We start from the raw sequence: 15869 nt of genomic DNA, 5'->3' as shown, positions 1-15869 counted from the left end.
CGAACAACGGCAAGGCTCACAGGAAAGCCATCATCGCCTGTGTCAGAAAGCTCCTCATCTTCGCCAACGCCGTCGTCAAACGCGGCACTCCGTGGAGCAAAAGTCCGCCAGCAAACCACACCGCCTGAGCTAATGGTTGCGCTTCTCCCGCAAGGGGAGAAGGAAAAGGCCGCGCTACCCAAATTTGCCCGTCCGCGGGAAACCCTTCGGCACCATGCGGCCGGCGGCGGCGCGCGCGCCGATCCATTCGGCGAGTTCCTCGCGCGAACGGGTAAAGGTGCGGTCGGCCGAGTCCTGCCAGGACAGACCCGCTGCAATCGTGAAGGTCTTCAGGTCGAGCACGCCGCCGTCCTTGTATTTCTGCAGGCGCACGCCCTTGCCGCGCGCCATTTCGGGGATTTCGCCGAGCGGAAAAACCAGCATCTTGCGGTTCTCGCCGACGATGGCGAGGTGGTCGCCCTCGACCGGAAGGCAGCGCTTGGCCTCGTCCGGCGCCTTGACGTTCATCACCTGCTTGCCCTTGCGGGTGTTAGCGACGACCTCCTCTTCCGAAACGACGAAGCCGTTGGCGTCGTAGGAGACGAGCAGCAGCTTGCGCTTCGGATCATGGACAAAGGCCGTCACGATATCCTGGTCGTTTTCCATGTCGACGATGATGCGGATCGGCTCGCCATGGCCGCGGCCGCCCGGCAGCCGGTCGGCGCCGATGGTGTAGAACTTGCCGCCGGTGGTGAAGACCAGGATCTTGTCCGTGGTCTGGGCATGGAAGGCGAGCTTCAGGCTGTCGCCTTCCTTGAAGGCAAGCTGCGCATAGTCTGTCAGGTGGCCCTTCATGGCGCGCAGCCAGCCCTTTTCCGACACCACGACGGTGACCGGCTCGCGCTCGATCATGGCGTGCGCGATGTCGGTGAGATCATGCTCGGGCGCGTCGGCGAACTGGGTGCGGCGCTTGCCGAGCTCGGTCTCGGGACCGAACTTGTCACGGACCTGGGTGACTTCCCACTTGATCGTCGACCATTGCTTGGCGTCCGAGGCCAGCAGCGCCTCGATCTGCTTCTTCTCGGCGGTGAGGCCATCGAATTCCTTGCGGATCTCGAATTCTTCGAGCTTGCGCAGAGCCCGCAGCCGCATGTTGAGGATGGCTTCGGCCTGGTTGTCGGTGAGCGACCAGCGGGCCATCATCACCTGCTTGGGCTCATCCTCCTCGCGGATGATCCTGATGACCTCGTCGATGTTGAGGTAGGCGATCAGGTAACCGGCGAGGATTTCCAGCCGCTTCTCGATCTCGCCCAGCCGATACTTCGAACGACGGATCAAGACGTCACGGCGATGGTCGAGCCACTCCTTCAGCACGCCCTTCAGCGACAGGACGTTCGGCACCTTGCCGCGCGACAGGACATTCATGTTGAGCGGGAAACGGCTTTCGAGCTCCGTCAGCTTGAACAGCGATTCCATCAGGATGCCCGGATCGACGGCCCGACTCTTCGGCACCAGCACGATGCGGATGTCCTCGGCGCTCTCGTCGCGGACATCCTCGAGCAGCGGCAGTTTGCGAGCGATCAGCAGCTCGGCGATCTTCTCGATCAGACGGGCTTTCTGGATGCCATAGGGGATTTCGGTGACGACGATGCTCCAGGTGCCCCTGCCCTGGTCTTCCTGGCCCCATTTGGCGCGCACGCGGAACCCGCCGCGGCCGGTCTCATAGGCTTCCAGGATCGATGCGCGGCTGTCGACGATGATGCCGCCGGTCGGGAAATCCGGCCCCTGGACGAACTCCATCAGCTTGGCCACCGGCGCGTCCGGCTGTTCGATCAGATGCAGCGCCGCGTCGCAAAGCTCGGCCGCGTTGTGCGGCGGAATGGAGGTGGCCATGCCGACGGCGATGCCCGACGAGCCGTTGGCGAGCAGATTGGGAAAGGCGCCCGGGAGAACGGACGGCTCCTCGTCCTCTTCGTTGTAGGTCGGCCGAAAATCGACGGCATCCTCGGTGATGCCGGCCAGCAATTCGCTCGCCACCTCGGTCATGCGCGCTTCGGTGTAGCGCATGGCGGCTGCGTTATCGCCGTCGATATTGCCGAAATTGCCCTGCCCGTCGACCAGCGGGTAGCGCATCGAGAATTCCTGCGCGAGGCGGACCAGCGCGTCATAGATCGACTGGTCGCCATGCGGATGGAACTTGCCCATCACGTCGCCGACGATGCGGGCGCATTTGGCAAAGCCCTGGTCGGGGTTGAGCCTGAGCAGCCGCATGGCGTGCATGATGCGGCGATGGACCGGTTTCAGCCCGTCGCGCACATCCGGCAGTGCCCGATGCATGATGGTCGACAGCGCATAAGCGAGATAGCGCTTCTCGAGCGCCTCTTTGAGGTCGACCGGTTCGATGTGATCACCGCCGCCATTGTCCGGCGGCGGCACAAGCCTTTTTCCCATCGGGCTGGACTAGCCGAGCGGGTGATTCGCGGCAAGCGCCGGCTTGGAAATCCACGGCCAAGAGAGCGCAAATGCGCACCAAATCAACGCTGTGAAGCATTTCACGGAAGCGAAAAGGTGAACACTCCAGTTTGCCGGCGATGTGCAACAAGGATCGGCGACGGGGCAGTGCCGGCCAACATCAATCTGTTACATGCGGCCTCTATCTGGCATGCAACGCGCTGGCGGAGGAAAGCTGCTGCTTTCATGAGAAATTCACCGCATCGGGCAATGCCTGCCGACCTCGGTTTGCTTTTCATCGCCGTTTTCGACAAATGGGGTGGGAAATGCCTTTTTCCCGTCCCGTTCGTCACGGAATGGTGATGCGGCAGGTTTCAAAACAATTTTCATAGCAATCAGAACAGGGAAACTCCCATGACGATCCAACGCTCGACCTTCAAGAAACTGGCTTTTTCGACCTTTCTGCTGACGCTGCCGCTCAATGCCGCTTTCGCCGCCGATCCGGCGGTGGCCGAGCGCGTCAAGGCTTCGCTTGCCGCCCAGGGTGTCGACATTTCCTGGACCGGCGTCTCGGGCGACGATTCCAACCTGACACTGCAGGGCGTGGCCATCAAGCCGGCTTCCGAGAAGGAAGCGCTGACGATCGGCGACGTCAAACTGGAAGGCGTCACCGAGGCCAATGGCGGTTTCGACATCGCGACCGTCTCGACCTCGGCTTTCGAACACAGCAAGGACGGCGTGACGCTGGATCTCAGCCCCTTCATTATCCACGACATGAAGGTCCCGGCCGAGGGCGCCACCGACCCGCTCGCCTCTATCATGATGTATAAGTCGGCCGAGCTCGCCAACATGACCGTCAAGGCCGGCGACAAGACCGCTTTCACGATGGACGGGCTCGATGTGCAGATCACGCCACCCGCCGACGGCAAGGCGATGGACTTTACCCTGACCACCGAGAAGTTCACGGGCGACCTGTCGCTGGTCGACGATGCGAAGTCGAAGGAAGCGATCGAGGCGCTCGGCTATCAGAACATCTCGGGCAAGCTCGATATGGCGGGATCCTGGCAGCCGACCGACGGCAAGCTCGAGCTGTCGAAATATGATATCTCGGTCGACAATGCCGGCACGCTGGGCATGACCTTCGACCTCGGCGGCTACACGGTCGATTTCGTGAAGTCGATGCAGGCCATGCAGAAGCAGCTGGCCGCGCAGCCGGAAGGCGCCGACAAATCAGCGCAGGGCATGGCCATGCTTGGCCTGCTGCAGCAGCTTTCCTTCAACAGCGCCTCGATCCGCTACGACGACGATTCGCTGACCGGCAAGGTGCTGGACTATGTCGGCAAGCAGCAAGGCATGGCGGCCAAGGATGTTGCCAACCAGGCCAAGGCGATCGTGCCGTTCGGCATGGCGCAGCTCAACAATCCGGAACTGACGGCTGAGGTGTCGACGGCCGTCAACACCTTCCTCGACGACCCGAAGAGCCTCGAGATCTCGGCCGAGCCGGCGGCGGCGGTGCCGTTCGCGCTGATCATGGCCGGCGCCATGTCCAACCCGCTCGACCTGCCCAAGACGCTCGGCGTCAAGGTCAAGGCGAACCAGGATTGATTGAACGAAACGTTCCAAACGAAAAGCCCGGCAGCGATGCCGGGCTTTTTTGTTGAGGTCGATTCTTCGAGCGAAAAGAGAAGGTTGGCTAAAATTCCTAGCCTTCCTTCTTGGCCACCGCAACGCGCAGCGACAGGTCACGCAGTTGCTGCGGCGTGGCTTCCGATGGCGCGTTCATCAACAGGTCGTAGGCCTGCTGGTTCATCGGGAACATGGTGATCTCGCGCAGGTTTTTCGCCCCGACCAACAGCATGACGACACGGTCGACGCCGGCGGCCATGCCGCCATGCGGCGGCGCGCCGTACTGGAAGGCGCGGTAGAGGCCGCCGAAGCGTTCTTCCACCGTCGCGCGGTCGAGACCGACCATCTCAAAGGCCTTGACCATGGTTTCGGGCAGATGGTTGCGGATGCCGCCGGAGGCGATCTCAAAACCGTTGCAGACCATGTCGTACTGGAACGCCTTGATGCCGAGCGGCTCCTCGCCGTTCAGCGCATCGATGCCGCCCTGCGGCATCGAGAACGGGTTGTGGGCAAAGTCGATCTTCTTCTCGTCCTCGTTCCATTCGAAGAACGGGAAGTCGACGATCCAGCACAGTTCAAAACGCTCGCGGTCGACGAGATTCAGCTCTTCACCGGCGCGCGTGCGCGCGGCGCCCGCGAAGTTGACGAACTTCTTCGGATCGCCGGCAACAAAGAAAGCGGCGTCGCCATCGGCAAGGCCGAGCTGCTGGCGGATCGCCTCGGTGCGCTCCTCGCCGATGTTCTTGGCAAGCGGACCGGCGCCTTCAAGCTTGTCGCCCTCCTTGCGCCAGAAGATGTAGCCCAAGCCCGGCTGGCCCTCGCCCTGCGCCCACGAGTTCATACGGTCGCAGAAGGCGCGGCTGCCGCCGGTCTTGGCCGGAATGCCCCACACCTCGGCCTTGGAATCATTGGCGAGGATGTTGGCGAAGACCTTGAAGCCGGAATCGCGAAAATGATCGGAGACGGCCTGCATCTCGATCGGGTTGCGCAGGTCCGGCTTGTCGGAGCCGTATTTGCGCATGGCGACATCATAGGGAATGCGCTGGAATTTCTGTGTCACCGGCTTGCCGTTGGCGAAAGTCTCGAACACGCCCCGCATCACCGGTTCCATGGTCGACAGCACGTCATCCTGCTCGACGAAGCTCATTTCGAGGTCGAGCTGGTAGAATTCGCCGGGCAGACGGTCGGCGCGCGGATCCTCGTCGCGGAAGCAGGGCGCGATCTGGAAATAGCGGTCGAAGCCCGACACCATGATCAGCTGCTTGTACTGCTGCGGCGCCTGCGGCAGCGCGTAGAAGGTGCCGGGATGGATGCGCGACGGCACCAGGAAGTCGCGCGCGCCTTCCGGCGAGGAGGCCGTCAGGATCGGCGTCGAGAATTCGGTGAAGCCGACATCGGTCATGCGCTTGCGCATTTCGGCGATGATCTTCGTCCGCGCAATGATGTTCTTGTGCAGCGTCTCGCGGCGCAGGTCCAGGAAACGGTATTTCAGCCGGATGTCCTCAGGATAATCCGGCTCGCCGAACACCGGCAACGGCAATTCCTTGGCCGCCGACAGCACCTCGATCTCGCGGGCGAATATCTCGATCTCGCCGGTCGGCAGGTTGGCGTTCGTGGTCTCCGGCAAGCGCGCCTTGACCTCGCCGTCGACACGAATGACCCACTCGCCACGCACGGTCTCGGCAACCTTGAAGGCGGGGGAATCCGGATCGGCGACGATCTGGGTCAGGCCATAATTGTCGCGCAGGTCGATGAAGAGCAGCCCGCCATGATCGCGCACCCGATGCACCCAGCCCGACAAGCGAACGGAATTGCCGACGTCGCTCTTGCGCAACTGGGCACAGGTATGGCTGCGGTAACGATGCATGGTCATGATGGAAGTCCGGAAATTGCGGGCCAAGCCCGGTCGAAAATTGGCGCGAAAAGCGCATGGGAGACCGGCTTTGTCAAGGCAAGCGGACAGGTCGGGGTGTCGTGTCCGCAATCAGGCGAAGCGTATTTCGGCGCCCTGGCGTTCGAAATCGGCGAGGATGGCGGCGGGCGCGGTCTTTTCCACCACCAGATGACGGATTGCCTCGGAACCGGCGATCCGGTACGGCGCCGCCGTCGCGAGCTTGTCGTTGGTAACAGTGATGACGATGCCGGCGCTGTTCCTGGCCATGGCGCGCTTCACTTCGGCTTCGGCCGAATCGAAAGCCGTGATGCCGCGCGCAATATCCAGGCCGCAGGAGCCGAGAAAGAACAGATCGGCGCCAAGCTGCGCCACAGCGGCAAGCGTATCGCCGCCGACACAGGTGCCGAGATCGGGCCTATAGCATCCGCCGAGCACGATCAGCTCGACCCGCGGCAAGCCGGCAAGAGCCGATGCGACGCCCAGCGAATTGGTGGCCACGGTCAGCTCGATATCGCGCGGGATGGCGCGGGCGATCGCCTCGTTGGTCGTGCCGCCATCGATGAACAGCGATTGGCCCTTCTCAAGCAGTCCCACCGACGCCTTTGCCAGGCGCAGCTTCTCCTCGACCGCATACCCGCTGCGCTGATTGAGCGTCGCCGCGGCAAAAGGCGCCGAGGCCACCGCGCCGCCATAGACGCGGCGCAGTTGCCCGGCCTTGGCAAGCTCGCGCAGGTCGCGGCGCACGGTGTCTTCCGAGACGCCGAAGCGGCTGGCCAGATCGCCGGCCAAAACCCTTCCGTCTGCTGCCAGCTGGTCGCGAATAAGTTGCTGCCGTTCTTCCGTTAACATGCATGATCCTATTTCTTTGTGCATGTTCTTGCATGTTTTGCACGTTCATGCAAGAAACGGAATCGTGAACGATCGGCTATGACGCCGTCGGCCTGTTATGGAAATGCGCAATGACCTTTGGCCTCGATCTCGCTCCTCAGCACCGCGTCTATGCCGGCTTCGCGATCTATGCCTTCGCCTTGGGCAACATCTTCCCTCGCCTGCCCGACATCAAACACGCCATGGAGATCGAGGACGGCACGCTTGGGCTGGCGCTGATCGGCACGCCGATCGGGACCTTGATCGCGCTGACGCTGGCGACGCCGATCCTGGAACGCGTCGGCTTCCGCCGCGCGCTGCTATGGCTCGTTCCCTTGCTGGCCTTGGCCTATGCGATCGCGGTGCACGCGACAGGGCCGGCAGCACTTTTCCTGATGCTGCTTCCGGTCGGGCTGATGATCGGCAGCATCGAGATCATCTTGAATGTCGAGGCCGACAGGACCGAGTTCCTGCTGCAGCGCCGCATCATGAACCGCGCGCATTCGTTCTGGAGCATCGGCTTTTTCGGCGCCGGGGTGTTCGGCGGCGCCGTGGCGCATCTCGGCCTGTCGCCACAGCTGCATCTGGCGCTGGTCGCGCCGGTAGTGGCGATCGCGATGGCGCTGTTTCTCGGCGACTTCCAGCCGGCGCCCGCCCGCTTCGCGGCCGCGAGCGAGAAGCAGCCGAAGTTCGCGCGGCCGACGCTGCCGATCCTCATCCTCGTCGCGGTGACGCTTTCAGCCATGCTGATGGAAGGCGCCAGCATGGACTGGTCGGCGATCTACATGCGCACCGTCTTCGAATCCGGCCCGCTCGTCGCCGGCTTCACGGTGGCGCTGTTTGCCTTCTCGCAAGCGGCGATGCGCTTCTTCGCCGACAGCTTTGTCGACCGCCATTCGCCGGCCGGCGTGGCGCGCGTGCTTCTGGTGACGATGGCGGCCGGCGTCTTCATCGTCTTCTTCTCGCCGCTGCCGATCCTATCGATGCTGGGCTTTGCCCTGATGGGCATCGGCTGCAGCGCCATCTTCCCGCTGGCGATCTCGGCCGCGGCGCAGCGGACGGACCGCGCGGCGGCGATCAACGTCGCCGCCCTGTCGCAGATCTCCTTCGTCGCCTTCCTGCTCGGGCCGCCGCTGCTCGGCTTCGTGTCCGACCACTGGGGCATCCGCTCGGCCTTTGGCATCGGCATCCCGTTCATCGTGCTGAGCCTCGCCGCCGCCGGCGCGCTTGGTCGACGCGTGCCGGCTGCGGCGCCTGGCGGCACACCGGCCCCTTTCAAGCCGAAAGCAGCGGCATCGGCCGGTGAAGTCTGAGCGACTTTATCCGAATTGTCGCAATCTTGCGGACGTAGCAGTGCGTGACGGCGCTACGGCGCTTGACGAAAGTGCGCGCGGCTGAAATTGAAAGGGACCTAATAGTGTGCCAAAAGCGATTTGATGCAGGTCATCACCACCCAAGAAGAACTTGAGCGCGTCATCGCGGCGTTCGAAAAGTCGGAATTCGTCACCGTCGACACCGAATTCATTCGTGAGACGACCTTCTGGCCGATCCTTTGCCTGATCCAGATCGCCGCGCCCGGGATCGAGGCGCTCATCGATCCGCTGTCGCCGGGCATCGACCTGAAGCCGTTCTTCCGCCTGATGGCCAATGAAGCGGTGCTGAAGGTCTTCCACGCCGCGCGCCAAGACATCGAAATCATCGTCCATCTCGGCAATCTGGTGCCGCACCCGGTCTTCGACACCCAAGTGGCGGCGATGGTCTGCGGCTTCGGCGACAGCGTGTCCTATGACCAGCTCGTCCAGAAAGTCACCGGTGCCCGGCTCGACAAATCATCACGCTTCACCGACTGGCGGCATCGGCCGCTTTCCGACAAGCAGCTTGAATACGCGCTTGCCGACGTCACCCATCTGATCGAGGTCTACGAGCACCTCAGCGCCGAGTTGAAGCGCGAGGACCGCGCGCATTGGCTGAACGAGGAGATGGATGTCCTCACCTCCCGCGAGACTTACGATCCACATCCCGAGGATGCCTGGAAGCGGTTGAAGATGCGGCTGCGCAAGCCGCAGGAACTGGCGATCGTGCAGGCGGTGGCCGCCTGGCGCGAACGCGAGGCGCGCGAACGCGACGTGCCGCGCGGCCGTGTGCTGAAGGACGACGCGATCTACGAGATCGCCCAGCAGGCGCCGCGCGACACGGCGGCGCTCGGCAAATTGCGCACCACGCCGAAAGGCTGGGAACGCTCGGCGACCGCGACGGCTTTGCTTGGCGCCGTCAACGCAGCCCTTGCCTTGCCGAAGGACGAGATGCCGAAGCTGCCGAAAAGCGTGCAGCCGCCCGAAGGCTCGAGCGCAGCGGCGGAATTGCTCAAGGTGCTGCTCAGGATCGTCGCCGAGAACGAAGGCGTCGCCACAAAGGTGCTCGCCTCCAGCGACGATATCGACCGCATCGCGGCCGAGGGCGAGGAAGCCGACGTGCCGGCGCTGCAAGGCTGGCGGCGCGCCGTGTTCGGCGAAAGGGCGCTGAAGCTCGTGCGCGGTGAAATCGGCATCAAGTTCGACAAGCGCAAGATCGCCGTGTTCGAACTGTAGCGCTCACACCACCGCGAGCAGGTGGAACGCGAACCAGATCCAAGCAATAAGCAATATGCCCGCGCCGAGGAAAAACATGCGGCTGCGATGCAGCACATAGTTTCTGCTGAGGTGCACCCATGCGTGCACATAGCGTGTCACTATGAAGAGCCACATCAGCAGCAGCGTCAGATAGTTGACGCCGTTGGTGACGAACAGCGCCAGGCATAGAATGTGAAACAGAACCGGCAGCTCGAACTGGTTGATCAGATTGTTGGCGACGGTAACGCTGGACGCCGGTTCGGTGGAGCGCACCTTGTAGGCGCTGACCTTGGCCTCGCCCGACTTTATGGCGCCGTAGCGCCGATGAAACATCACCAGATAAACGATATAGACCAGCAGCACATGGGCGAGCATCGGCCAGAAGATTGCGGTCTGATGCATAGCTCCCCCTGCCGCCCGCTGCCCGGTTCAGCGCCGCCGCTGCGCGGCCAGCGCGAACGCGGCGACGACGAAGATCGGGATCGCCAGCAGCGCGAATTTGATCACGATCAGGGTCGAGGCAAAGGCGAGTGAATCGGGATTGGCCGACTGGAAGTCGGACAGCAGCCGCGCCACGGCGAGGTTCTGCGCATAGTCGGCGATCGTATAGGGCAGCACCAGCACCAGCGAAAACAGCGCCTGCACCTCCACCGGCCAGGCGCGGAAGGTGCTGAGCCGGCGACCGAGCGCGAGGATCAAGCTGGCCAAAGTCAGCGACAGCAGCGCCGGAAACAAAAGGTCGAAGGTCAGATAGTGCCAGACGATGATGATCTCGCCGCCGCGCCGGCCGAGCGCGTTGAGCCACTCCATGCCTTCATCCGGCGTGAAACCGGTAATGCGCATGTCGAGCGAAGCCAATCCGCCGCTCAAATGGCGGAAATAGAAGAACTCCAGCGCGTTCATGGCCAGGAAAACGGCGAACGACGCAAAGGAAAGCGCTGCCGCATGCCGCGACAGGCGCAGCACCGCAAAACTCAGGCCGCGCCACAGCCCCTGACGGTCGGGCGCGGTGTCCTGATCAAAGTCCGCCCGGATAGTTCGGGCTTTCGCGGGTGATCGTGACGTCATGGGCGTGGCTTTCACGAAGTCCGGCGTTGGATATGCGCACAAAGGTGGCGCGTTCGCGGAAATCGGCAAGGTCGCGACCACCGACATAACCCATAGCGGCTTTCAGCCCGCCCGCAAGCTGGTGCAGCACTCCAGACACAGGTCCTTTGTAAGGAACCTGCCCCTCAATGCCTTCCGGGACCAGTTTCAGCGTGTCGCGGACCTCGGCCTGGAAGTAACGGTCGGCCGAGCCGCGCGCCATGGCGCCGACCGAGCCCATCCCCCGATAAGCCTTGAAGGAGCGGCCCTGATGCAGATAGACCTCTCCCGGGCTTTCGTCGGTGCCGGCAAGCAGCGAACCGATCATGGCGGCGCTCGCGCCGGCGGCAAGCGCCTTGGCGAGATCGCCCGAATATTTGATGCCGCCGTCGGCGATGACGCTGACGCCGACCTTATGCGCGGTCTCCACTGCCGACATGATAGCCGAAAGCTGCGGCACGCCGACGCCGGCGACGATGCGCGTGGTGCAGATCGAGCCCGGGCCGATGCCAACCTTGACGGCATCCGCGCCGGCATCGATCAGCGCCTTCGTGCCGTCGGCGGTGGCGACGTTGCCAGCCAGGATACGCACCGAATTGGACAGTTTCTTTGCCCGCGCCACGGCATCCAGCACGCGCTGCGAATGGCCGTGCGCGGTGTCGATGACGAGAAGGTCGACGCCGGCGTCGATCAGGCGCTCGGCTCGCTCGAAACCGTCATCGCCGACGCTGGTGGCGGCGGCGGCGCGCAACCGCCCTTGCGCGTCCTTGGTGGCATGCGGGTTGAGCTGCGACTTCTCGATGTCCTTGACGGTGATCAGGCCGACGCAATTGCCCCTCTTGTCGACCACCACCAGCTTCTCGATGCGGTGCTGATGCAGCAGCCGCTTGGCCTCGTCCTGGTCGACATTCTCCTTGACCGTGATCAGGTTCTCACGCGTCATCAGCTCGTAGACTTTTTGAGACGGATCGGAGGCGAAGCGCACGTCGCGGTTGGTGAGGATGCCGACGAGACGGCCGGCCGTGTGGCCGCCGGCGCCGCCATTCTCGACTACCGGAATGCCCGAGATCGAATAGGTGCGCATCAGCGACAGAGCGTCGGCGAGCGTGGCATCCGGACCGATGGTGACCGGGTTCACCACCATGCCGGATTCGAATTTCTTCACCTGCCGAACCTGCTCGGCCTGCTCGACCGGCGTGAGGTTGCGGTGGATGACGCCGATGCCGCCGGCCTGCGCCATGGCGATCGCCAGCCGCGCCTCGGTGACGGTATCCATGGCGGCCGACAGGATCGGGACGTTGAGGTCGATATCGCCGGCGATGCGCGTGCGGATGTCGGTTTCGCCTGGCATGACCTCGGAATGGCCGGGCTGCAACAGCACGTCGTCAAAGGTCAGCGCCAGCGCGCCGGTGGACGTTTCGATGATTTTTGACATGGCCAGCCCTCGGAATACAAAAAAGCGCTGGACCGCGATGGACAGCGCCGACTCGTTTCTTCCCTTTCAGGATTGGCGCTGGCTGGTACCACGTCCGGCGGCGGATGAAAAGCCGATCGTTGCGTGGGGCTTCAGCTTCTCATTCCGCACCCAGGAGGTCGTCGAGCAACTCATGGCGCGGTGAAGCAAAAGGATTGACGACAGTGACGCCGCCCCAGGTGAAGCCGTGTTGCAAATCCTCCGACAGGAGCAAACGGCAACCCGATCGCGAGGCCGTCGAGAGGATGACCGCGTCCCAAATACCAAGACGGTGGTCCGCGGCCAGATCTACCGCCATCATCATCACTTCGGGCGTCGTTCCAATGACCGGAAATGCGTCGCGCCAACTCAGGAGCGCTTCCCGGGCATCCCCAGGCGATCGTCCGGCCTTGCGCACAAGCACATTGAACAACTCACCCAAAACCTGAACCGGAACGATTGCCGCCTCTGGTGGAATATTGCGCAGAAGATCGAAAACGGCGTCGCGTTTTTCCGCGCTATTCACACCCTCCGCATAGACAAGGATATTGGTATCGAGCGCGACCTTCACCGGTCGTCCTCATAGAGTTCGTCGCGGGTCCAACGTTCGGCGTCGATAAGCGGCTGCCGTTCGAGACGAGCCAGCAATGTTGCTCGTGAGCGAGAAGCCACGCCTTCGTTCTTTTCGGCAGGGACGATCCGCGCTACCGGCCGGCCGTGGCTGGTCACGACATAGCTCTGCCCTTCGCGTACACCGCGAAGAATCGAAGAAAACTTGCGATTGGCATCGGCGGCGGAAACAGCTTCGTCCATGACACCGCTCTCCATTAGTAGTAATTTTCACTACAATAGTGATCGTCATGGCTTTTGGCAAGCTGTTGCAAATCGTGACGACCACCAGTGGTTGCGGTCGCACAAAAGTGACAGCAATTTAATGCGACTCCCGGGCGAAGGCATGATAACCGCCCGGACGTGCCCGATCGCTCCCAAACCGGACACCAGATTCGCGAACACAGGGCGTTCCGTTGAACCGCATCATCCCGCTCATACTGGCGGTCGCACTTTTCATGGAGAACATGGATTCGACCGTGATCGCGACCTCGCTGCCGGCGATCGCTGTCGATATCCACACCAGCCCGATCGCGCTGAAGCTGGCGCTGACCGCCTATCTGGTGTCGCTGGCGATCTTCATTCCGATCAGCGGCTGGATGGCGGACCGGTTCGGCGCCAAGAACGTGTTTCGCGCCGCGATCGCCGTCTTCATCGCCGGCTCGGTCGCCTGTGCCTTATCCAATTCGTTGCCGGCCTTCGTCGTGTCGCGCTTCCTTCAAGGCATGGGTGGCGCGATGATGACGCCGGTCGGGCGCCTGGTGCTGGTTCGCGCCACGCCCAAGAGCGAGCTTGTTGCGGCGATGTCGTGGCTGACCGTGCCGGCGCTGGTCGGCCCGCTGGTCGGCCCGCCGATCGGCGGCTTCATCACCACCTATTTCACCTGGCACTGGATCTTCCTGATCAACGTGCCGATCGGGCTGGTCGGCATCTGGCTCGCAACCCGCTTCCTGCCGCAAACCGACCCCGCCGAAACGCCGCCGCTCGACTTTCCGGGGTTCGTGCTCAGCGGCCTTGCGGCTTCCGGCGTCGTCTTCGGCCTTTCGGTCGTGAGCCTGCCCGCCTTGCCGCCGATGGTCGGTTTCCTCACCGTGGCGGTCGGCGTGATCTCCGGCGTGCTCTATCTGCTGCATGCCCGCCGGGCCAAGAACCCGTTGCTGGCGCTGGAGCTGTTCAGCAATCCGGTGTTTCGCGCCTCCGTGCTCGGCGGCTCGCTGTTTCGCATCGGCATCGGCGCGGTGCCGTTCCTTTTGCCGCTGATGTTCCAGATCGGTTTCGGCCTGACGCCGTTCCAGTCCGGCATGATCACCTTCGTCTCGGCAATCGGCGCCATCGGCATGAAATTCGTGACCGCGCTGCTGTTCCGGCTCGCCGGGTTCCGCCGGGTGCTGATCTGGGGCTCGCTGATCGCCGCCGCCTCGATCGCCATCTACGGCCTGTTCACCCCCGAAACACCCTATGCGCTGATGCTGGCCATATTGCTGGTCGGCGGCTTCATCCGTTCGATGTTCTTCACCGGCGTCAACGCGCTGTCCTATGCCGACATCACGGCCGCCGACACCAGCAAGGCGACGCCGATCACGGCGGTGTTCCAGCAATTGTCGATCGCGCTCGGCGTGGCGCTGGCCGGCGGCATCCTCGAAGTCTCGACGTCGATCCATGGCGGAGGGCTGACGCTCGGCGATTTCCACATCGCCTTCTTCATCGTCGCGGCAGTGTCGGCGGCGGCATCGTTCAGCTTCATGCGGCTGGCGCCGGATGCCGGCAACGCAGTGTCCGGCCACGGCAAGCTGACCACGCCGAAGACGCTGGAGTCGATGGGAACGGCGGGGAAATAGGGCGGCCGCCTGATCGGGCGCTTTGCTATGACCGAAAATCAAGGATTTCGACGAAGCGTTTTTAGCCGGAAATTCTCGGATTTTTGAGACATAGCGAGCGACGTGCCGACGCCCCACTGTACAACATCGGCGCCACGGATATCGGATAATGTCCGCTGCGATAGGGGAGATACATCATGTCGGCTTCGGCATTGGGGCGCGGCGCATTGCTGGGATGGTGGAATATCACGTCTTTTCATGCCGAGTTGGAGGACACCGGCGAATGCGTGGACGCTTTCGGCGTCGACCCTCTCGGCCACCTGGTAATCAGCGATGACCGCATGATGTCGATCCTCACATCCAGGGAGCGCGCCGACAACGACCCCGCAGCGCTCTTCGAAACGATGATAGCCTACTCAGGCTCGTGCCGTATCGAGGACGATGTCAGGCTCGTCATAAAGGTAGACACAGCGTGGCATCCGGCTTGGGTCGGCTCTGAGCAAGTTCGATTCTTCGATGTTGACGGCGACACTCTGTCGATGACCACGGCTTGGCAAGCTCATCCGAAGTTCCCCGGGCGAACGGCGCGCGGCGTGCTGACGGCGCAAAGGTTATAAGTGTCGATCGGGGGTCTGGGCGCGGGTCGGCTGGCTAGCTGCGAGATTTGGGGAGGTCGTCCATTCGGTCAGCGTCCCGCGGCCCCTCGCTATGGCTTCGGTCGCTTGAGTCCTCCGGAGCGTCCACTGGGCGTGCCAAGCCGCTTGGCGTCGAACCGGCCTCTCGCCCTTTGAAGTCTTTTGCCAGCAGATAAAGCTCCACCGACTCATCGCGCGACGCCGGCGGCTTGACGTGGTGGACAGAGCGGAAGTTCTTCTTGAGCATGGAGAGCAGCTCGTTTTCGGCGCCGCCCTGAAACGTCTTGGCCAAAAAATGGCCGCCCGGCTTCAGCACCGATAGCGCGAAATCGGCGGCCACCTCGCACAGATGCATGGTTCTGATATGATCGGTTCGCTTGTGGCCAGTCGTCGGCGCGGCCATGTCCGACAGCACGACATCAGGGTTTCCACCCAGAGCCTCGGCCAGCTTTTGCGGCGCTTGCGGATCGAGGAAATCCATCAGCAGCACCGGCGCGCCGGGCACCGCATCCATTTCGAGATAGTCGATGCCGACGACATGCGGGTTTTCCGCGGTCGACTTGGTCCGGGCGGCCGCCACCTGGCACCATCCGCCGGGAGCAGCACCGAGGTCGATGACTTTCATGCCGGGCTTCAAGAGATGATGCTTGTCGTCGATCTCGATCAGCTTGTAGGCCGCGCGCGAGCGATAGCCGTCGGCCTTCGACCTCTGGACATAGGGATCGTTGATATGGCGCTGCAGCCAGCGGCGTGACGATTCCTTGAGGCCGCTTTTCTTCTTGATCCGCGTCTTCAGCACGCGAATGCCGGCCGAGCCCGGCTTATCCGGTTTTTTGGTCATCG

General features: G+C 63.0%; 14 protein-coding genes. 5 read left to right on the top strand and 9 right to left on the bottom strand.

The features are described from left to right. Nucleotides 1-174 precede the first annotated feature (174 nt). Entirely contained in the window at nt 175-2430 is a 2256-nt protein-coding gene (gene parC / locus AB6802_RS29470; RefSeq protein WP_371013735.1) for a DNA topoisomerase IV subunit A, read from the bottom strand. A 414-nt stretch (nt 2431-2844) separates the two neighbouring features. Between parC and AB6802_RS29465 the strand changes: the two genes are divergently transcribed. Then, nucleotides 2845-4035 carry a hypothetical protein gene (locus AB6802_RS29465; protein ID WP_371013734.1) on the top strand — a complete coding sequence of 397 codons (1191 nt, stop codon included), beginning with the start codon at nt 2845-2847 and terminating at the stop codon, nt 4033-4035. 97 nt (nt 4036-4132) lie between these two features. Here AB6802_RS29465 and aspS read toward each other — a convergent pair whose 3' ends face one another. Then, complete coding sequence (aspS, locus tag AB6802_RS29460; protein WP_371013738.1) at nt 4133-5923, bottom strand: aspartate--tRNA ligase; 1791 nt, start codon at nt 5921-5923, stop codon at nt 4133-4135. Nucleotides 5924-6040: 117 nt separating this feature from the next. After that, complete coding sequence (locus AB6802_RS29455; RefSeq protein WP_371013733.1) at nt 6041-6799, bottom strand: DeoR/GlpR family DNA-binding transcription regulator; 759 nt, start codon at nt 6797-6799, stop codon at nt 6041-6043. A 110-nt stretch (nt 6800-6909) separates the two neighbouring features. Here AB6802_RS29455 and AB6802_RS29450 point away from each other — a divergent pair, with 110 nt between their 5' ends. Both AB6802_RS29450 and rnd read left to right on the top strand, forming a co-directional pair. After that, complete coding sequence (locus AB6802_RS29450) at nt 6910-8130, top strand: MFS transporter (RefSeq protein WP_371013732.1); 1221 nt, start codon at nt 6910-6912, stop codon at nt 8128-8130. Nucleotides 8131-8253: 123 nt separating this feature from the next. Next, entirely contained in the window at nt 8254-9405 is a 1152-nt protein-coding gene (rnd, locus tag AB6802_RS29445) for a ribonuclease D (RefSeq protein WP_371013731.1), read from the top strand. A 3-nt stretch (nt 9406-9408) separates the two neighbouring features. Here rnd and AB6802_RS29440 read toward each other — a convergent pair whose 3' ends face one another. From AB6802_RS29440 to AB6802_RS29420, 5 genes are all read right to left on the bottom strand, one after another. Continuing rightward, entirely contained in the window at nt 9409-9828 is a 420-nt protein-coding gene (locus tag AB6802_RS29440) for an MAPEG family protein (RefSeq protein WP_371013730.1), read from the bottom strand. A 27-nt stretch (nt 9829-9855) separates the two neighbouring features. Further along, complete coding sequence (locus AB6802_RS29435) at nt 9856-10494, bottom strand: hypothetical protein (RefSeq protein ID WP_371013729.1); 639 nt, start codon at nt 10492-10494, stop codon at nt 9856-9858. Then, a complete protein-coding gene (gene guaB / locus AB6802_RS29430) occupies nt 10445-11947 on the bottom strand; it encodes an IMP dehydrogenase (protein WP_371013728.1) in 1503 nt (500 codons plus the stop codon). The genes AB6802_RS29435 and guaB overlap by 50 nt, the downstream gene beginning before the upstream one ends. A 139-nt stretch (nt 11948-12086) precedes the next feature. Next, nucleotides 12087-12536, bottom strand: a complete 450-nt coding sequence (locus AB6802_RS29425) for a PIN domain-containing protein (RefSeq protein WP_371013727.1) — start codon at nt 12534-12536, stop codon at nt 12087-12089. Then, nucleotides 12533-12778, bottom strand: a complete 246-nt coding sequence (locus AB6802_RS29420) for a type II toxin-antitoxin system Phd/YefM family antitoxin (protein WP_371013726.1) — start codon at nt 12776-12778, stop codon at nt 12533-12535. Before AB6802_RS29420 ends, AB6802_RS29425 begins: the two co-directional genes overlap by 4 nt. Nucleotides 12779-12990: 212 nt before the next feature. Between AB6802_RS29420 and AB6802_RS29415 the strand changes: the two genes are divergently transcribed. Together AB6802_RS29415 and AB6802_RS29410 are read left to right on the top strand one after the other, a co-directional pair. After that, nucleotides 12991-14412, top strand: coding sequence for an MFS transporter (locus tag AB6802_RS29415; RefSeq protein ID WP_371013725.1), 1422 nt, complete (start codon nt 12991-12993; stop codon nt 14410-14412). 176 nt (nt 14413-14588) lie between these two features. After that, complete coding sequence (locus AB6802_RS29410; RefSeq protein WP_371013724.1) at nt 14589-15008, top strand: lipocalin-like domain-containing protein; 420 nt, start codon at nt 14589-14591, stop codon at nt 15006-15008. A gap of 34 nt (nt 15009-15042) precedes the next feature. On the opposite strand, the gene AB6802_RS29405 is transcribed toward AB6802_RS29410, so the two are convergent. Continuing rightward, nucleotides 15043-15867 (bottom strand): RlmE family RNA methyltransferase, encoded by an 825-nt coding sequence (locus AB6802_RS29405; protein ID WP_371013723.1) that lies wholly within the window; start codon nt 15865-15867, stop codon nt 15043-15045. Nucleotides 15868-15869: the final 2 nt, after the last annotated feature.

The sequence above is a fragment of the Mesorhizobium sp. RCC_202 genome (assembly GCF_041355295.1).
In the GTDB taxonomy this organism is placed as follows: domain Bacteria; phylum Pseudomonadota; class Alphaproteobacteria; order Rhizobiales; family Rhizobiaceae; genus Mesorhizobium.
The sequence above is the reverse complement of the archived record's forward strand: the minus strand, read 5'-3'. Positions and strand labels throughout refer to the sequence as shown.

Bases quoted from the DNA above. Each gene is read 5' to 3' on its own strand.
- AB6802_RS29450 (WP_371013732.1), top strand. From the start codon at position 6,910: ATGACCTTTGGCCTCGATCTCGCTCCTCAGCACCGCGTCTATGCCGGC.
- AB6802_RS29410 (WP_371013724.1), top strand. From the start codon at position 14,589: ATGTCGGCTTCGGCATTGGGGCGCGGCGCATTGCTGGGATGGTGGAAT.
- AB6802_RS29455 (WP_371013733.1), bottom strand. From the start codon at position 6,799: ATGTTAACGGAAGAACGGCAGCAACTTATTCGCGACCAGCTGGCAGCA.
- AB6802_RS29465 (WP_371013734.1), top strand. From the start codon at position 2,845: ATGACGATCCAACGCTCGACCTTCAAGAAACTGGCTTTTTCGACCTTT.
- AB6802_RS29435 (WP_371013729.1), bottom strand. From the start codon at position 10,494: ATGACGTCACGATCACCCGCGAAAGCCCGAACTATCCGGGCGGACTTT.
- AB6802_RS29440 (WP_371013730.1), bottom strand. From the start codon at position 9,828: ATGCATCAGACCGCAATCTTCTGGCCGATGCTCGCCCATGTGCTGCTG.
- rnd (WP_371013731.1), top strand. From the start codon at position 8,254: ATGCAGGTCATCACCACCCAAGAAGAACTTGAGCGCGTCATCGCGGCG.
- AB6802_RS29420 (WP_371013726.1), bottom strand. From the start codon at position 12,778: ATGGACGAAGCTGTTTCCGCCGCCGATGCCAATCGCAAGTTTTCTTCG.
- guaB (WP_371013728.1), bottom strand. From the start codon at position 11,947: ATGTCAAAAATCATCGAAACGTCCACCGGCGCGCTGGCGCTGACCTTT.
- parC (WP_371013735.1), bottom strand. From the start codon at position 2,430: ATGGGAAAAAGGCTTGTGCCGCCGCCGGACAATGGCGGCGGTGATCAC.
- AB6802_RS29405 (WP_371013723.1), bottom strand. From the start codon at position 15,867: ATGACCAAAAAACCGGATAAGCCGGGCTCGGCCGGCATTCGCGTGCTG.
- aspS (WP_371013738.1), bottom strand. From the start codon at position 5,923: ATGCATCGTTACCGCAGCCATACCTGTGCCCAGTTGCGCAAGAGCGAC.